Source organism: Variovorax sp. SPNA7 (assembly GCF_033807855.1).
Taxonomy (GTDB): Bacteria; Pseudomonadota; Gammaproteobacteria; order Burkholderiales; family Burkholderiaceae_C; genus Variovorax; species Variovorax beijingensis.
This window is the reverse complement of record NZ_CP138513.1, coordinates 350,840-368,358: the sequence shown is the minus strand read 5'-3', so window position 1 is coordinate 368,358 and position 17,519 is coordinate 350,840. Positions and strand designations below refer to the sequence as shown.

The 17,519-nt window shown below is 68.9% G+C and carries 16 protein-coding genes; 9 read left to right on the top strand and 7 right to left on the bottom strand.

What is annotated here, in order from left to right; all coding sequences use genetic code 11:
• Positions 1–190: 190 nt before the first annotated feature.
• Positions 191–679: a tripartite tricarboxylate transporter TctB family protein gene (locus RZE77_RS01660; protein WP_124958416.1), complete on the top strand. Its 489-nt coding sequence runs from the start codon at positions 191–193 to the stop codon at positions 677–679.
• A 13-nt stretch (positions 680–692) separates the two neighbouring features.
• Positions 693–2,204, top strand: a complete 1,512-nt coding sequence (locus RZE77_RS01655; RefSeq protein WP_319440411.1) for a tripartite tricarboxylate transporter permease — start codon at positions 693–695, stop codon at positions 2,202–2,204.
• 217 nt (positions 2,205–2,421) lie between these two features.
• On the opposite strand, the gene chrA is transcribed toward RZE77_RS01655, so the two are convergent.
• Both chrA and RZE77_RS01645 read right to left on the bottom strand, forming a co-directional pair.
• Positions 2,422–3,768: a chromate efflux transporter gene (chrA, locus tag RZE77_RS01650; protein ID WP_319440410.1), complete on the bottom strand. Its 1,347-nt coding sequence runs from the start codon at positions 3,766–3,768 to the stop codon at positions 2,422–2,424.
• Positions 3,769–3,790: 22 nt separating this feature from the next.
• Positions 3,791–4,549, bottom strand: coding sequence for a sulfite exporter TauE/SafE family protein (locus RZE77_RS01645; RefSeq protein WP_319440409.1), 759 nt, complete (start codon positions 4,547–4,549; stop codon positions 3,791–3,793).
• Between the two features lie 406 nt (positions 4,550–4,955).
• Here RZE77_RS01645 and RZE77_RS01640 point away from each other — a divergent pair, with 406 nt between their 5' ends.
• Positions 4,956–5,255, top strand: coding sequence for a hypothetical protein (locus RZE77_RS01640; RefSeq protein WP_012745477.1), 300 nt, complete (start codon positions 4,956–4,958; stop codon positions 5,253–5,255).
• An 8-nt stretch (positions 5,256–5,263) separates the two neighbouring features.
• Here the strand turns inward: RZE77_RS01640 and RZE77_RS01635 are convergent, their stop codons facing one another.
• The 5 genes from RZE77_RS01635 to RZE77_RS01615 form a co-directional block, all read right to left on the bottom strand.
• On the bottom strand, positions 5,264–6,937 hold the full coding sequence (locus tag RZE77_RS01635) for a thiamine pyrophosphate-binding protein (RefSeq protein ID WP_319440408.1): 1,674 nt from the start codon (positions 6,935–6,937) through the stop codon (positions 5,264–5,266).
• A gap of 19 nt (positions 6,938–6,956) precedes the next feature.
• Positions 6,957–8,183: a pyridoxal phosphate-dependent aminotransferase gene (locus tag RZE77_RS01630; RefSeq protein WP_319440407.1), complete on the bottom strand. Its 1,227-nt coding sequence runs from the start codon at positions 8,181–8,183 to the stop codon at positions 6,957–6,959.
• Positions 8,180–9,085, bottom strand: coding sequence for an amino acid ABC transporter substrate-binding protein (locus RZE77_RS01625; RefSeq protein WP_319440406.1), 906 nt, complete (start codon positions 9,083–9,085; stop codon positions 8,180–8,182). Before RZE77_RS01625 ends, RZE77_RS01630 begins: the two co-directional genes overlap by 4 nt.
• A 92-nt stretch (positions 9,086–9,177) precedes the next feature.
• The gene (gene amaB / locus RZE77_RS01620; protein WP_319440405.1) at positions 9,178–10,716 is read right to left on the bottom strand and encodes an L-piperidine-6-carboxylate dehydrogenase; all 1,539 of its coding nucleotides are present in this window, start codon (positions 10,714–10,716) and stop codon (positions 9,178–9,180) included.
• A gap of 171 nt (positions 10,717–10,887) precedes the next feature.
• The gene (locus RZE77_RS01615; RefSeq protein WP_319440404.1) at positions 10,888–11,748 is read right to left on the bottom strand and encodes an IclR family transcriptional regulator; all 861 of its coding nucleotides are present in this window, start codon (positions 11,746–11,748) and stop codon (positions 10,888–10,890) included.
• A gap of 205 nt (positions 11,749–11,953) precedes the next feature.
• On the opposite strand from RZE77_RS01615, the gene RZE77_RS01610 reads away from it, so the two are divergent.
• From RZE77_RS01610 to RZE77_RS01585, 6 genes are read left to right on the top strand one after another with little or no spacing between them, the layout of a single operon-like run.
• The gene (locus RZE77_RS01610; protein WP_319440403.1) at positions 11,954–13,024 is read left to right on the top strand and encodes an ABC transporter ATP-binding protein; all 1,071 of its coding nucleotides are present in this window, start codon (positions 11,954–11,956) and stop codon (positions 13,022–13,024) included.
• Positions 13,021–13,872, top strand: a complete 852-nt coding sequence (locus tag RZE77_RS01605) for an ABC transporter permease (RefSeq protein ID WP_319440402.1) — start codon at positions 13,021–13,023, stop codon at positions 13,870–13,872. Before RZE77_RS01610 ends, RZE77_RS01605 begins: the two co-directional genes overlap by 4 nt.
• 4 nt (positions 13,873–13,876) lie before the next feature.
• Positions 13,877–14,671 (top strand): ABC transporter permease, encoded by a 795-nt coding sequence (locus RZE77_RS01600; RefSeq protein ID WP_319440401.1) that lies wholly within the window; start codon positions 13,877–13,879, stop codon positions 14,669–14,671.
• On the top strand, positions 14,672–14,977 hold the full coding sequence (locus tag RZE77_RS01595) for a (2Fe-2S)-binding protein (RefSeq protein WP_319440400.1): 306 nt from the start codon (positions 14,672–14,674) through the stop codon (positions 14,975–14,977).
• Positions 14,974–16,392 carry an FAD/NAD(P)-dependent oxidoreductase gene (locus RZE77_RS01590; protein ID WP_319440399.1) on the top strand — a complete coding sequence of 473 codons (1,419 nt, stop codon included), beginning with the start codon at positions 14,974–14,976 and terminating at the stop codon, positions 16,390–16,392. The genes RZE77_RS01595 and RZE77_RS01590 overlap by 4 nt, the downstream gene beginning before the upstream one ends.
• A complete protein-coding gene (locus tag RZE77_RS01585) occupies positions 16,389–17,519 on the top strand; it encodes an NAD(P)/FAD-dependent oxidoreductase (protein ID WP_319440398.1) in 1,131 nt (376 codons plus the stop codon). Before RZE77_RS01590 ends, RZE77_RS01585 begins: the two co-directional genes overlap by 4 nt.

Sequence of the window (17,519 nt, the reverse complement as noted above, 5' to 3'; positions counted from 1 at the left end):
CCCCCCGAGACCTCGCTCTCAAATGAAAAAGCTCCTTCGGGAGCTTTTTTCGTTTCTGCCTCGCTCTCGGCGCCTGCCTGCGCAAGGCGCGCGGGAGAACCCTTGTACGCATTTGTCCTTACCGGGCCGGTCAGCCAACGGTCAGCCCTGGGCGACGACCCTCACCCGTCCAATCAAGAGGGTCGAGACAATGCGTATCAAGAGTCAGGCTGACTTCTTCTCGGGAGTCATGTTCACAGCCGTGGGCGGCGCCTTCGCCATCGGCGCCACCACCTACAACATCGGCGACGGTGCCCGCATGGGCCCCGGCTACTTCCCGCTCATGCTGGGCATCCTGCTGGCCGTGCTCGGCGCGCTCATCATGTTCCAGGCGATGGTGGTCGAAACTGCGGGCGGCGATCCGATCGGCAAATGGGCCTGGAAGCCGCTGGCCTTCGTGCTCGGCGCCAACCTGGCGTTCGGCGTGCTGCTCGGGGGCCTGCCGAGCATCGGCCTGCCCGCCATGGGAATGATCGTCGCGATCTACGCGCTCACCATCATCTCGAGCATGGCCGGCCAGCATTTCAAGCTGCGCGACGTGCTGGTGCTGTCCACCATCCTGGCGGCCGGCAGCTACGTGGCCTTCATCTGGGCTCTCAAGCTGCAGATCCAGGTCTGGCCTACTTTCATTTCGGGCTGAGGAGCACGCCGCCATGGAACTGTTCCACAACCTCGCGACCGGCTTCGGCGTCGCGTTCACCTTCACCAACCTGCTGTACTGCCTGGTCGGCTGCATCCTGGGCACCTTGATCGGCGTGCTGCCGGGCATCGGCCCGGTCGCGACCATCGCGATGCTGCTGCCCGCCACCTATGCGCTGCCGCCCGTGTCGGCGCTGATCATGCTGGCGGGCATCTACTACGGCGCGCAGTACGGCGGCTCGACCACGGCGATTCTGGTGAACCTGCCCGGGGAGTCGTCATCGGTGGTCACCTGCATCGACGGCTACCAGATGGCAAGGCAGGGCCGCGCAGGCCCCGCCCTCGCGGCTGCGGGCCTGGGCTCGTTCTTTGCGGGCTGCGTGGGCACGCTGATCCTCGCGGCCTTCGCGCCACCGCTGACCGAACTGGCCTTCAAGTTCGGCCCGGCCGAGTATTTCTCGCTGATGACCCTGGGCCTGATCGGCGCGGTGGTGCTGGCCTCGGGCTCGCTGCTCAAGGCGGTGGCGATGATCGTGCTGGGCCTGCTGCTCGGCATCGTGGGCACCGACGTCAATTCGGGCGTGGCGCGCTTCAGCTTCGACATTCCCGAGCTCACCGACGGCATCGGCTTCGTGGTGATTGCCATGGGCGTGTTCGGCTACGGCGAAATCATCGGCAACCTCTCGCAGCCCGACGACGAGCGCGAGGTGTTCACGCACAAGGTCAGGGGCCTGTGGCCCACCAAGGACGACTTCAAGCGCATGACGCCCGCGGTGCTGCGCGGCACGGCGCTGGGTTCGGCGCTCGGCATCCTGCCCGGCGGCGGTGCGCTGCTGGCGGCCTTCGCGGCCTACGCGCTCGAGAAGAAGATCAAGATGCGCCCCGGTGAAGTGGCCTTCGGCAAGGGCAACATCCGCGGCGTGGCATCGCCCGAATCGGCCAACAACGCCGGTGCGCAGACCTCCTTCATTCCGCTGCTGACGCTGGGCATTCCGCCCAACGCGGTGATGGCGCTGATGGTGGGCGCGATGACGATCCACAACATCCAGCCCGGCCCGCAGGTGATGACCAGCAACCCCGAACTCTTCTGGGGCCTGATCGCCTCGATGTGGATCGGCAATGCGATGCTGATCGTGCTGAACCTGCCGCTGATCGGGATGTGGATCAAGCTGCTGACGGTGCCCTACAAGTTCCTGTTCCCTGCCATCGTGCTGTTCTGCGCGATTGGCGTTTACTCGACCAACAACAACACCTTCGACGTGTGGATGGTCGCGATCTTCGGCTTCATCGGCTACCTGTTCCTGAAGCTCAAGACCGAGCCGGCGCCGCTGCTGCTGGGCTTCATCCTCGGGCCGATGATGGAAGAGAACCTGCGGCGCGCGCTGCTGCTGTCGCGCGGCACGTGGAGCGTGTTCGTCACGCGGCCGCTGTCGGCCGGCCTGCTGGTGGCCGCGGCGCTGCTGCTGGGCATCGTGCTGCTGCCTTCCATCAAGGCCAAGCGCGAAGAAGCCTTCGTCGAGGAATAACCCACCCCCGTCCCTCGCTCACTTCGTGTAGCTCGACTCCCCCCTCAAGGGGGCAACACCAGCGGCCCGGCAAAGCCGGTTCCGCGGTGGCACTTGGCTCGCCCCCAGTCTTCGCGCACTTCGTGTCGCTGCGCCAACCCCCTACCGGGGGCAACACCAGCGGCCCGGCAAAGCCGGTTCCGCGGTGTTCCTGGAATGTCCCGCCTCAAGTTCCGGGTCAGCGCACGAGCAGTTGCCAGGCCATGCCGGCGAGTGCGGAGGCGAGCACCACCGGAATCACGCCGGCCTTGAAGCGGAAGAGCGCGATGGCCGCGAGGACGCCGATCACGGCGGAGGGAATCTCGAAGGGCCCGGACAGGCCCGCGGGCCAGAGCACGTGGTAGGCGAAGAAGACCGCCAGGTTGACGATCACGCCGACCACGGCCGCGGTGATGGCGGTGAGCGGCGCGGTGAACTTCAGGTTGCCGTGGGTCGATTCGATGAAGGGGCCGCCCAGCAGGATGAACAGGAACGACGGCAGGAAGGTGAAGAAGGTCACCACCGCCGCCGCCACCGCACCCGCCGCGAACAGCGCCTGCGGGCCGAACAGCGCCTGGCCCCAGCCGCCCACGAAGCCCACGAACGACACCACCATGATCAGCGGGCCGGGCGTGGTTTCGCCGAGCGCCAGTCCGTCGATCATCTGCGTGGCGCTGAGCCAGTGGTAGTGGTCGACCGCGCCCTGGAACACATAAGGCAGCACCGCGTACGCGCCGCCAAAGGTCAAAAGCGCCGCCTTGGTGAAGAACCACGCCATCTGCGTGAGCGCGCCGTTCCAGCCGTACAGCGCCGTGAGTGCGCCAAGGGCGCCGAGCCACAGCACGAAAAACACCGCCAGCACGCGCACGAAGCGGCCCCAGCCGAAAAGCGCGTGCTCCGGCGTCGGCGTGTGGTCGTCGATCAGCGCCGGCCCGGCCGATGCCGCGGCGCTGCCGTGCCCGCCGCCCGCCGCAAAGTACGCCGGCGCGAACCGGCTGCCGAAGTAGCCGATGGCACCGGCGGCCAGCACGATCAGCGGGAACGGCAGGCGCAGCGCGAAGATCGCCACGAAGGCCGCCACGGCAATCGCCCAGAGCCATGCGTTCTTGAGCACCCGCGAGCCGATGCGCCAGGCGGCGAACAGCACGATGGCCGTCACCGCGGGCTTCACGCCGTAGAGCAGGCCCGCCACGGCCGGCACGTGGCCGTAGGCCATGTAGGCCCACGACAGGCCGATCAGGATGAAGAGCGACGGCAGCACGAAGAGCACGCCCGCCGCGATGCCGCCCCAGGTGCGGTGCATGAGCCAGCCGATGTAGGTGGCCAGCTGCTGGGCCTCGGGGCCGGGCAGCAGCATGCAGTAGTTCAGCGCATGCAGGAAGCGCTTCTCCGAGATCCAGCGCCGGCGCTCGACCAGTTCCTGGTGCATCAGCGCGATCTGTCCGGCCGGCCCGCCGAAGCTGATGAAGCCGAGCTTGAGCCAGTAGGCGAAGGCCTGCCAGAAGCTGACGGGTGCGGGAGATTCGACGGGCTCTGGTGGCGGCATGCAGCAGGACTTTCGGGTTTGGCTATTTCAGGAATGCGTCATAGGCGGTCTTCAGGATCAGCGCGCTCACCACGACGATGAACACCACCCGCACGAAACCGGCCCCGTGCTTCAGCGCAACACGCGTGCCCAGCAGGCTGCCCGCCACGTTGGCCACCGCCATCACCAGCCCATAGTGCCACCAGACGTGCCCCTTGAGCGCAAGCAGCAGCAGGGCCGCGGCGTTGGTGAGCGTGTTGATGATCTTGGCCGAGGCCGAGGCGTTCAGGAAGTCGTAGCCCATCCAGCGCACGAACAGGAAGACCAGGAAGCTGCCCGCGCCGGGGCCGAAGAAACCGTCGTAGAACCCGATCGACAGCCCGATGGCGCAGGCCGCCAGCGTTTCGGCCCGGCCGCCGAAGCGCGGGACATGGTTGCGGCCCAGGTCCTTGCGCGCCAGCGTGTAGAGCAGCACGCCCAGCAGCACGACGGGCAGCGCGCGGCGCAGGAAGTCGCCCGGGAACACGGTCACGCCCCAGGCGCCCAGCATCGAGCCCGCGAAACCGAGCAGCGCGGCCGGCCACAGGGCGCCCCAGCGCATCTGGACGCGCTGGCTGAACTGGGCGGCCGCGGCCGCCGTGCCCCAAATGGACGCACTCTTGTTGGTGCCCAGCAAGGTGGCCGGCGGCGCGCCCGGAAAGACGGCAAAGAGCGCCGGCACGAGGATCAGTCCTCCGCCGCCCACGATCGAATCGACAAAACCCGCGAGCAGCGAGGCGCCCGTCACCACCAGCATTTCCATGGCGGGATTGTCGCACCCGGATTGCTATCAAAAAAGGAGCTTCAACCAGAAGCAGGACGGGCACAAGCGCGCTCTTCGGCTGGAAGAAAATGCCTCGGCGGGGGGTTGCGGCAGGCAAAAAAAAAGACGCCGACCAGCGGCGCCTTTCAAGTTCAGCACGGCTTCTCGATCGGAAGCCTTGAAGAATTTTTGTTGTAGACCGAATTTGTCTCCTCGGACCCTCGGCAGTACGAGCTGGGCCCGTTCGCGAGTGGGCAGACTTTAGGCGGTGCACCGCCCCAGTGCATTGGGAATTACCCGCTTTGCCTTACCTCCGGGGGCGGTTCGCAAACCAAAGTGTTTCGGACCGTTAACGGCATGGCATGACTTGTGCACGCTGATGCTTGATCCATCCATGGAGACCGTCATGTCCATGTCCGAAAGCGAACGCATTGCGCTGGCCGCGCGCCTGCACGTGGCGCTCAGGCGAAAGCACGGGCGCGTGACCGACACCGAATGGATGGCCACCAATGCCGAGTACGCCACGGAGATCGTGCGCATGACGCGCGCGCATGCGGTCGAGACCAAGGACGAAGACCTGTACCTGCTCGCCACCCGGCTGGAGCAGGCCATGGAGCCGCTGGCGCGCGCCGCGCGGCTGGCGGCGCGTGCGCCTGACGGCCATCTGCCCAACCCGCTGCCGCGCTATGCGGACGGGCTGGGCTGATTTCTTCTTCAGCCCGCCGCGAGAGCGGCCTTGCGGATCGACTGCAGCGTGCTGGCCGGCGTGATGGCTTCGGGATCGAGCAGGCAATGCAGGATCGCGGGCTTGCCGCTGGCACGCGCCCGTGCCAGCGCGGGACCGAACTCCTCGGTGCTGGCCACGCGCTCGCCGTGGCCGCCGAACACCTCGGCATAGCCGCGGAAGTCGGGGTTCTTCAGCTGCGTGGCGCTCACGCGGCCCGGGTAGTGCTTTTCCTGGTGCATGCGGATGGTGCCGTACATGGCGTTGTCGAGCAGCACCACGAGGATCGGCAGGCCGTACTGCACCGCGGTGGCGAACTCCTGGCCGTGCATCATGAAATCGCCGTCACCCGCGAACACCACCACCTCGCGCTGCGGCCAGAGGCGCTTGGCGCCCACGCCGGCCGGCAGGCCGTAGCCCATCGATCCGCTGGTGGGCGCCAGCTGGCTCGCGAACGCGCGGAACGGCCAGAAGCGGTGCACCCAGGTCGCGAAGTTGCCTGCGCCGTTGCAGAAGATGGTGTCGGCCGGCAGCACCTCGCGCAGGTGCCGCATGACCTCGCCCATCTGCAGCGGGCCCGGAATGCGGATCGGCGCCGGATCGCTCCAGCGCAGGAAGTCCTCGCGCGCGGCCTTCGTCTCGGCCTGCCAGGCGGGCGGCGCGGTCGGGCGCAGCGCGGACACCGCCTCGGCGAAGGCCTGCGGCGTGGCGTGGATGCCCTGGGCCGGGCGATAGAGCTTGCCGAGCTCGTCGGCATCGGCATGCACATGCACCAGCGCCTGCCTGGGCTGCGGGATGGCGAGCAGCTCGTAGCCCTGCGATGGCACTTCCGACAAACGCCCGCCCACCAGCAGCACCAGGTCGGCGTTGCGGATGCGCTCGAGCATGCGCGGATTCGCACCCAGGCCCAGGTCGCCCGCGTAGCAGGGGTGCTCGGCCGACAGCAGCATCTGGCGGCGGAACGAGCAATACACCGGCAGCGAGAACGCCTCGGCGAAAGCCGCGAACTGCTGCGTGGCGGCCTCGGACCAGCGGCTACCGCCCAGGATGACCACGGGCCGCTCGGCCTGCGACAGGCGCTGCTGCAGCTCGGCGACCTGCGCCGCGCCCGGATGGGTCTCGACCACTGCATAGGGCTGCGCATCGGCCACCGTGGCGGCTTCGGTCAGCATGTCCTCGGGCAGCGCGATCACCACCGGACCGGGCCGGCCCGAGGTGGCGACGTGGAAGGCGCGCGAGACCAGCTCGGGCACGCGGGCGGGATCGTCGATCTGCACCACCCACTTGGCCATGGTGCCGAACACCGCGCCGTAGTCCAGCTCCTGGAAAGCTTCGCGGCCCAGCGCCTCGCGCGCCACCTGGCCCACGAACAGCAGGAGCGGCGTCGAGTCTTGGTGCGCGATGTGCACACCGGCCGCCGCGTTGGTCGCGCCCGGACCGCGCGTGACAAAGCACACGCCGGGCTGGCCCGTGAGCTTGCCCTGCGCCTCGGCCATCATCGTGGCGCCGCCTTCCTGGCGGCACACGGTGACGTCGATGGCGGCATCGTGCAGCGCATCGAGCACGGCCAGAAAGCTTTCGCCGGGCACGCAGAAGAGCTGCTTGACGCCGTGGGTGATGAGCTGGTCGACCAGGATCTGGCCGCCGGTGCGGGGAGAAGTCATGCTGTGTCCAATCAGAAATTCATTCGAGAGCTTCGCATGCCGCCGCAATGCGCGCACACGCCTCCTCGAGCTGCGCCATCGACGTGGCATACGAAATGCGGAAGTACGGCGCGAGCCCGAACACGCTGCCCGGCACCACCGCCACTTCGAAATCCTGCAGCAGGTAATTGCAGAAGTCGCTGTCGGTCTGCAGCAGCATTCCACTGCGGGTACGCCGCCCGAGCAGGCCCGCGCAGCTCGCAAAGGCATAGAAGGCGCCTTCGGGCACGCGGCAATGCAGGCCCGGCGCACGGTTCAAGGCGGCCACGACGAAGTCGCGCCGCGCTTGGAAGTCGTCGCGCCGCTCGGCCACCACGTGCTGCGGCCCCGTGAGCGCCTCGATCGCGGCGGCCTGGCTCACCGACGATGGGCACGAGGTCGACTGGCTCTGCACCACCGCCATGGCCGCGATCAGCGCGCGCGGCCCTGCCCCGTAGCCCACGCGCCAGCCGGTCATCGCGTACGCCTTCGACACGCCGTTGACGGTGAGCGTGCGTTCGCGCAGCCGCGGCTCGACGGCCGCGGGCGTGGCGAAGGCGAGGCCGTCGTAGAGGATGTGCTCGTAGATGTCGTCGGCCAGCACCCACACCGCGGGATGCCGCAGCAGCACCTCGCACAGCGGCGCGAGCTGCGCCGCGCTGTAGGCCGCGCCGCAGGGGTTGGACGGCGAATTCAGGAAGAGCCAGCGCGTGCGCGGCGTGATGGCCGCCTCGAGCTGCGCGGCATCGAGCCTGAAGCCGTTGGCCTCGCTGCAGGGCACGCTCACCGGCACGCCGCCGCAGATCTGCACGATGTCGGCGTAGGAGGTCCAGTACGGTGCGGGCAGGATCACCTCGTCGCCCGGGTTCAGGCTCGCCATCAGCGCGTTGAAGATCACCTGCTTGGCGCCCGCGCCCACGCTGATTTCGTCCAACGCAAACTCCAGCGCGTTGTCGCGCCTGAACTTCAGCTGCACCGCGGCCTTCATGGCCGGGCTGCCGTCGAGCACGGTGTAGCGCGTGTCGCCGCGCTCCATCGCACGGGCCGCGGCGGCGCGGATCGGCTCGGGCGTGTCGAAGTCCGGCTCGCCCGCGCCCAGCACGATCACCGGCCGGCCAGCACGCTTGAGCGCATTGGCATGGTCGGTGATGCGCAGGATTTCCGAGACGCCGATGGCGCGCACGCGCTGCGCGGGCTCGAATGCGGAACCGGGAACGGCGGAGGTCACTTCGCGTAGGCCTCCAGCGGCTTGTCGTTGGGCTCGGCAATGAGCTGCTTCAGCGCCGTGCTCATCGGCAGGTTCAGGCTGGTGTTCTTCGGCGGAATCGGCGCGACGAACCACCTGGTGTAGATCTTCTCGAGCTCGCCGCTCTTCATGAGGCGGCGCAGCGCATCGTCCACCGCGGCCTTGAAGGTGGCATCGTCCTTGCGGAACAGCAGCGCGATCGGCTCGGAGCCCAGCGCATCGCCGACGATGCGGTAGGCCGACGGGTTCTTCGCGTTCGCGATGATGCCCGCGAGCAGGTTGTCGTCGAGCACGAAGGCATCGGCGCGGCCCGACTCCATCAGCAAAAAGCTTTCGAGGTGGTCCTTGCCGAGCATCGTGGTGATGGTGGTGTTCTGCGCGCGCTCGCGCTTGCGCAGCAGCTGCACGGCGGTGGTGCCGGTGGAAGCCGACACGGTGCGGCCCGCCAATTGGTCGAGCGAGCTGATGCCCGAATCGACGCGCGTCGCCATGCGCACCTCGCTCACGTAGGTGGTGAGCGCGAACGCCACCTGCTGCTGGCGCGCGGTGTTGTTGGTGGTCGGGCCGCAGCCGATGTCGAGCGTGCCGTTCTGCACCAGCGGGATGGTGTTCTGCGCGGTCACGGCCATGTATTCGAGCTTGGCCTGCGGCGCGATGTCCTTGAGCACGCGCTCGCACAGCTCGACGTGGTAGCCCACGTATTTCTCGTTCGCGCCCAGCATGTAGGCCATGGGCGGCGAGGCTTCGCGCACGCCGAGCACGGCCTTGCCGCTGCTCCGGATCTTGTCGAGCGTGCCGCCGGCCGGCGCCTGCTGCGCGGCGGCGCCGAAAGCGAGCGCGAGCAGCGCTGCGGTGGCGGCGAGGGTCTTCAATTGCATCTTCATTTCTCTGTCTCCTGGTTGTTTTTCTTGGGCACGGCCACCGTCCGGCCGCGGCAGCGGAACGCCGCGCGGCAAGGCCACAAGGCCGGGGTCGGTCAGTCGTTGATCTCGAAGGTCACGCCCTGGGCGAGCGGCAACGCGGTCGAGTAGTTGATGGTGTTGGTGGCGCGGCGCATGTACGCCTTCCAGCTGTCGGAGCCGGCCTCGCGGCCGCCGCCGGTTTCCTTTTCGCCGCCGAAGGCGCCGCCGATCTCGGCACCGCTCGGGCCGATGTTGACGTTGGCAATGCCGCAGTCCGAGCCCGCGCTCGACAGGAAGCGCTCGGCCTCGCGCACGTTGAGCGTGAAGATCGACGACGACAGGCCCGCGCCCACCGCGTTGTGCCATTCGATGGCGTCGTCCAGCGCGCTGTAGCGCACCACATAGAGAATGGGCGCGAAGGTTTCGCGCAGCACCGGGCCGTCGTGCGACTTGAGCTCGACCAGCGCCGGGCGCACGTAGAAGGCGTCCTTCGTGCCGATGCCCTCCACGCGCTGGCCGCCATGTACCGTGGCGCCGATCTCGCGGCTTTCGCCGAGCGCCTTCTGCATGCCGTCGAAGGCCGCGCGGTCGATCAGCGGGCCGACCAGCGTGCCGGCCTCGCGCGGATCGCCCACCTGCACGTTGCCATACACCTTGGCGAGCTTGGGCACCAGCGCGTCGTACACGCTGTCGTGCACGAACAGCCGGCGCAGCGTGGTGCAGCGCTGGCCGGCCGTGCCCATGGCCGAGAACGCGATGGCGCGCAGCGTGAGGTCGAGGTCGGCCGAGGGCGTGACGATGGCCGCGTTGTTGCCGCCGAGTTCGAGAATGGCGCGCGCGAAGCGCGCGGCCAGCTTAGGCCCCACCTGGCGGCCCATCGCGGTGGAGCCGGTGGCCGAGAGAATGGGCACGCGGTGGTCCTCCACCAGCACCTCGCCGATGTCGCGCTGGCCCAGCAGCAGGCCGAGCAGCCCTTCGGGCGCATCGCCGAAGCGTGCAAGGGCGCGCTGCGCAATGGCGTGCACGGCCAGCGCCGTGAGCGGCGTTTTTTCGGACGGCTTCCACACCACCGAATCGCCGCACACCAGCGCCAGCGCCGCATTCCACGACCACACGGCCACCGGAAAGTTGAAGGCCGAGATCACGCCGCACACGCCCAGCGGATGCCAGGTTTCCATCATGCGGTGCTCGGCGCGCTCGGTGGCGAGCGTGAGGCCGTAGAGCTGGCGCGAGAGGCCGACCGCGAAGTCGCAGATGTCGATCATCTCCTGCACTTCGCCCGCGCCTTCGGACGGGATCTTGCCGGCCTCGAGCGTGACGAGGCGGCCGAGGTCTGCCTTGGCGGCGCGCAGCTCTTCGCCGAGCAGGCGCACCAGTTCGCCGCGGCGCGGCGCGGGCACGCTGCGCCAGGCCTTGAAGGCCTCGTGCGCCTGGCCGATGGCCGCGGCCGCTTCGGCGGCACTGGTCTGCCGCACCTGCGCGACCACCTCGCCGGTGACCGGCGAGCGCACCGTGAGTTCGCCGCCGCCATGGGCGGAACCCGGAACGCCGAGGCGCTGCAGCAGCTGCGCGATTTCGGCGGCAACGGAAAGGGAGGCTTGGGCTTCTGGCATGGCGGCTCCGGCGGGGAGAAGAGAGAACAGGAAAGATGGGCAGCAGGAATGCGGCAACAGCTCAATATCTGCGAACAGGGCCTGCTTGCATAGCGAAAAAACGGAAGGACTTGGTGCGTTTCAGGAATGAACTACCGCACCATTCGTGCATTCAGTGCACAAACAACACCTTCAAGCGGCGGGCCCGGGCGGCTCGGGCAGGCTGATGCGCTGCCCCGCCGGCGAGCCCGCGAGGCTCTGCGCCGGCCGCCGCAAGGTCGCATCGAAGGGATTGATCTTCGGCCCGATGGCCGCCGCCTCGCGCTTGAGCAGCTCCACCACCGTGGGCATGCGGTCGGCATTGAGCCGGTCGGCGATGGTGCCCACGCTGAGCGCGGCCACCGCGTGGCCTTCGCGGTCGAGGATGGGCACGGCCACGCCGGCCATGCCTTCGAGCAGGCCGGTGTTGCGCCCTGCATAGCCGGCCTGGCGCACGCGCTCGATCTCGGTGCGCAGGTAGACCTCGTCGTACACGCCGTACTCGCGCACGCGCGAGAGATTGAAGCGGATCACCTCCTCGCGCTCCGCCTCCGGCAAAAAGGCCAGGATCGCGAGCGCACCCTGCCCCACGCCCAGCGCGATGCGCCCGCCGATGTCGCCCGTGAACGAGCGGATCGGGAACGGCCCTTCGCTGCGGTCGAGGCAGATCGCGTCGAAGCCGCTGCGCGCCAGCAAAAAGATGCTGTCGCCCAGGCTCGCGCACAGGCGCAGCAGCACCGGGCGGCAGATGGAGCGCAGGTCGCCCGGGTTGCCGGCGCTGGCCGCGAGCGCGAAGAAATCGATGCTCAGCCGGTAGAGCTTGCTGCGCTCGTCCTGCTCGACCATGCCCTCGGCCATGAGCGACTGCAGCAGGCGGTGCGTAGTCGCCTGCGTGAGGCCCACGGACCGTGCGATCTGGGTCACGCGCCCGCCCTCGGCCTGCACCGCGCCGAGCGCGCGGATCACCGAAAAGACACGCGGCACGCCGCCGCTGGCCGCCGAGGGGGTTTCCATACCTTGCTCCTGTGGAATTCCTGAGATCGATTTTTCGCATGATATTCCATTGAACGGAATAAATTCTATAAAGATTCTGATTAATGGAATACCCGAGGCGTTCTGGCCTGATCGTTGCAATAGAGTGAATTGAAAGTTCTCTCTTTGTCCGCGGCGTGCACCAAGGTGCTGCACGCCATCAAGACCCCCGCAGAAAGGCCCTTCCATGTCGTTCCTACGGCTCACCGACCTGACCAAGTTCTACGGCGCCACGCGCGCCGTGTCGGCCATGAACCTCGCGGTGGAGAAGGGCGAGTTCGTCTCGCTGCTCGGCCCTTCGGGCTGCGGCAAGACCACCACGCTGCAGATGATTGCGGGCTTCGAGGCGGTGTCGAGCGGGCGCATCGAGCTCGCGGGCAAGGACATCACGCATGCCAAGGCCAACACGCGCGGCCTGGGCATCGTGTTCCAGACCTACGCGCTGTTCCCGCACATGACGGTGGCCGACAACGTGAGCTTCGGCCTCGAGATGCGCAAGATGCCGAAGTCCGAGCGCGCCGATTGCGTCAGGCAGGCGCTCGCGCTGGTGCACCTGGAAGCGCATGCCGCGCGCTACCCGCGCGAGCTCTCGGGCGGGCAGCGCCAGCGCGTGGCACTGGCCCGCGCGCTCGTGATCGAGCCGCCGGTGCTGCTGCTGGACGAACCGCTCTCCAACCTGGACGCCAAGCTGCGCGAGGAAATGCAGTTCGAGCTGCGCCAGATCCAGCGCAAGGTCGGCACCACCACGGTGATGGTCACGCACGACCAGAGCGAGGCCATGTCGATCAGCGACCGCGTGGTGGTGATGGAAGGCGGCTGCGCCACGCAGATCGACCATCCGCACCGCGTCTACGAGCATCCGAGCACGCGCTTCATCTCCACCTTCGTGGGCAAGGCCAACCTGCTGGACGGGCGCGTCACGGCCAGCGGCGCGCGCAGCTGCCATGTGGCGGTGGGCGCGCTCGCGGTCGAGGTCGACGACACCGGCTACATGCCGGGCGATGCGGTGCTGATGAGCGTGCGCCCCGAAAAGCTGCAGTTGGTGGAGGCCGGCCGCGGCCGCCTCGACGGCCGGGTGCTGGAGCGCTTCTTCCTCGGCAGCCAGTGGCTCTACCGCCTGGGCACGCCCGCCGGCGACCTGATGGTGCTGAGCCCCAACGACGGCCGCGATGCGCTCGACGAAGGCCATGCCGCCGGCATCGACTGGCCCGCACATTGCACACGCCTGCTGCCGGCCGGCGAGGCGGTGGCCGCATGAAGAGCAAGGCCACGCCCTGGTGGCTGTCGGGGCCCGCGCTGCTGCTGTTCGCGGCCCTGCTGGTGGTGCCGCTCGCGCTCACCGCGGTGCTGTCGTTCAACGTCTACGACCCGGCCACGGGACCGAAGGCCGGCGAGTTCACGCTCGAGCACTACACGCACGTATTCACCGACTCGTACTACCACGGCATCTTCTGGCGCACCTTCTGGATCTCGGGCCTCGTCACGCTGATCTGCGTGCTGGTCGGCGCGCCCGAGGCCTATGTGCTGAGCCGCATGCGCAACCCGTGGCGCTCGGTGCTGCTGCTGGTGGTGCTGGCGCCGCTTTTGGTGTCGGTGGTGGTGCGCGCCTTCGGCTGGAGCATGCTGCTCGGGCCCGAAGGCGCGGTGAACGGGCTGCTGCGGCTGGTGGGCATCGGGCCGGTGAAGATGCTCTACACCGAGACCGCAGTGATCGTCGCGCTGGTCCACGTGATGCTGCCCTTCATGGTGATTCCGGTCTGGACCTCGCTGCAGAAGCTGGATGCGGGCGTGGAGAACGCGGCGCTCTCGCTCAGGGCCTCGCCCTTCACCACGCTCAGGCGCATCGTGCTGCCGCAGGTGATGCCGGGCATTCTCTCGGGCAGCCTGATCGTGTTCGGCCTGGCCGCGAGTTCGTTCGCGATTCCGGGGCTGCTCGGCGGGCGCCGCCTGAAGATGGTCGCGACGGTCGTGTACGACGAGTACCTGCACGAACTCAACTGGCCGCTCGGCGCCGCCGTCGCGCTCACGCTGCTCGCTGCGAACCTGATCGTGATGCTGAGCTACAACCGCCTCGTCGAAGGCCGCTACAAGAAAGCGCTCGGGTGATCCGATGAGCAAGAACGGCCCCCTCGCCCTCGCGTTCAACGCGCTGGTCATCGCCTTCATGCTGGCGCCGCTCGTGGTGGTGTGCATCGTCGCGTTCACGCCCGAGAACACGCTGACGATTCCCACCACGCACTTCTCGCTGCGCTGGTTCAAGGCGGTGTTCGCGCACCCGGACTTCATGCAGTCGTTCTGGAACAGCCTGTGGCTCGCGCTGGCCTCGGCCACCATCGCCACGCTGCTCGCGGTGCCGGCGGGCATGGCGATCACGCGCTACGAATTTCCCGGGCGCGACTTCCTCAACGGCCTGTTCCTCTCGCCGCTGATCATTCCGCACCTGGTGCTGGGCGTGGCCCTGCTGCGCCTGTTCGCGCTGGTGGGCGGCACGGGCAGCTTCGGCTGGCTGGTGATGGCGCATGCGCTGATCGTCACGCCCTACACGCTGCGGCTCGTGGTGGCCGCGCTGGTGGGCTTCGACCGCAGCGCCGAGCAGGCCGCGCTCTCGCTGGGTGCGAGCCAGGCCACGGTGTTCCGGCGCATCACGCTGCCGATGATCCTGCCGGGCGTCACGGGCGGCTGGCTGCTGTCCTTCATCAACAGCTTCGACGAAGTGACGATGTCGATCTTCGTCACCTCGCCCAGCACGGTGACGCTGCCGGTGCGCATGTACATGTATGCCACCGAGTCGATCGATCCGCTGATGGCGGCGGTGTCGGCGCTGATGGTGGCGGTGACGGCCGTCGCGATGGTGGTGCTCGACCGCGTCTACGGGCTGGACCGCGTGCTGGTGGGGCGCCGATAGATGAGCTTGCCAAAGCTTCAACCGCTGCTGCATCGCGTGGCCGAGACGGGTCGCGCCGCGGTGTCCTTCACGCTCGACGGCCAGCCCGCCTCCGCGCTTGCGGGCGACACGGTGCTGACCGCGGTGCTCACGCAGGCCGCCCAGCTGCGGCGCAACGAATTCAGCGGCGCCCCGCGCGCGGGCTTCTGCATGATGGGCGCCTGCCAGGATTGCTGGATCGCCACCGAGCAGGGCGAGCGCCTGCGCGCCTGCTCCACCTTCATCGCGCCGGGCATGGCGCTGGTCACGGGAAGGAGCGGCGCATGACGGCTTCTTCTTCTGCCGCATTGCAGCCGGTGATCGTCGGCGCGGGGCCGGCGGGCGTGCGCGCCGCACAGGCGCTGGCGGCGCACGGCCTGCGGCCCGTGGTGATCGACGAGGCTTCGCGCGCCGGCGGGCAGATCTACCGGCGGCCGCCCGCGAGCCTGGTCCAGCGCAGCGCGCAGGCGCTCTATGGCTTCGAGGCCGGCCGCGCCGATGCGCTGCATGCCACCTTCGATTCCTTGCGCGAGCGCATCGACTACCGTCCCGACAGCCTGGTGTGGAATGCGCAAGGCGGCCGGCTCGACGTGCTGCACGGCCCGACGCGCAGCACTTCGAGCCTTTCGTACGGCCAGCTGATCGTCGCCACCGGCGCCACCGACCGCGTGCTGCCGGTTCCGGGCTGGACGCTGCCCGGCGTCTACACGCTGGGCGGCGCGCAGGTGGCGCTCAAGTTCCAGGGCTGCGCCATCGGCGAGCGCGTGGTGTTCATGGGCACCGGCCCGCTGCTCTATCTGGTGGCTTACCAGTACGCCAAGGCCGGCGCAAAGGTGGCCGCGGTGCTCGACACCGCGCGGCTCGCCGACCAGCTGGCCGCCACGCCCGCGATGCTGCGGCAGCCCGCCGTGTTCGCGAAGGGCGTGTACTACGTGGCCTGGCTGCGCGCACACGGCGTGGCGCTGCACGGCGGCGTGCGGCCGTTGCGCGTGCTCGGCGATGCACAAGACAACCGCGTGGCCGGCGTGGCGTGGCACGACGGCCGCGAAGAACGCACGCTGGCCTGCGATGCCGTCGGCTTCGGCCATGCACTGCGCTCCGAAACCCAGCTGGCCGACCTGCTCGGCTGCCGCTTCGAATTCGCGCCGCTGCACCGCGCCCACCTGCCGGTGCGCGATTCCGCCGGCCGCTCCAGCGTGCGGGGCGTGTACCTTGCGGGCGACGGCGCCGGCATCATGGGTGCCGATGGGGCAGAGTGGGCCGGAGAACGCGCCGCGCTCGCGCTGCTGGCCGACAACGGCGTGGCGGTCGATGCGATGCGCGCCGCCGAACTCGAACGCAAGCTCGGCAAGCTCGCCGGATTCCGCGAGGGCTTGGAGCGCGCCTTCCCCGTGCCGCAGGACTGGGCCACGCATGCACCCGACGAGCTCGTGGTCTGCCGCTGCGAGAACATCACGGCCGGCACTTTGCGCCAGACCGTCGCGACCGCCGGCGCCGACGAGATGAACCGCCTGAAGGCGCTGTCGCGCGTCGGCATGGGCCGCTGCCAGGGCCGCATGTGCGGCGCGGCGGCGGCCGAAATCCTCGCGCATGCCACGGGGCTGCCGCTGCAGCAGGTGGGCCGGCTGCGCGGTCAAGCGCCGATCAAGCCGATTCCGATCCACCTGGCCGCTGCGCCATCTGCCGAAGGAGCCGGCGAATGAGCGGGCGCCAGACATTGCGCACCGACGTTGCGATCGTCGGCGGCGGCATCGTCGGCGCGTCCGCCGCATTGGCCTTGCGGCAGATGGGCATCGGCGTGGTGCTGCTGGAGCGCGACCTGTGCGGCTCGCGATCGAGCGGCGTGAACTACGGCGGCGTGCGGCGCCAGGGCCGCCCGATCGATCAGTTGCCGCTCGCGCAGCGCGCGCACCGCATCTGGGGCCGCCTGCGCGAAACCATCGGCACCGACGGCGAGTACCTGCGCTCGGGCCACTTCAAGATCGCGCGCAGCGAGGCCGACATGGCGTCGCTGGAACGCTACCGTGCGCAAAGCAGCGACTTCGACCTGGGGCTGGAGCTGATCTCCGACGCCCGCCTGCGCGAGCGCTGCCCCTGGCTCGGCACGCGCGCCGTCGGCGGCTCGCTGTGCGCGGAAGACGGGCAGGCCAATCCGCGGCTGGTGTCGCCGGCCTTCGCGCTCGCGGCGCAGCGCGCGGGCGCGCAGGTCTTCGAGCGCCACCAGGTCGACGAGGTGGCGCACGACGGCCAGGCGTTCATGCTGCGCTCGGGCAATGCGCTCGAAGTGCATGCGCCGGCGCTGCTCAACTGCGCGGGCGCATGGGCCGGGCCGATCGCCACGGAGTTCGGCGAAGAGGTGCCGCTGCAATCGGGCCATCCCGCCATGGCAGTGACGGAGCCGCTGCCCTTCTTCATGGACTGGAGCCTCGGCGTGGAGGGCGGCGGCATCTACTGCCGCCAGGTGGCGCGCGGCAACCTCGTGCTGGGCGGCGGCGGCAAGGGCGTGGCGCTCGATGCCGACCGCGCGCGCTCGGACCGCGACGCCATCGCCTCGCTCTCCGCTCAGGCCGTCGAGCTGCTGCCCGCGCTGCGCCATGCGCATTTCATCCGCACCTGGAGTGGCACCGAAGGCTACCTGCCCGACCGCCAGCCGGTGCTCGGCCCGAGCCGCACCACGCCCGGCCTGTTCCATGGCTTCGGCTTTTCTGGCGCGGGCTTCCAGATCGGCCCGGCCGCCGGCGAAGTGCTGGCCGAACTCGTGCGCGACGGCCGCAGCAGCACGCCGATCGAGAGCTTCTCGATCGAACGCTTCACCCCCACCCCACCCTGA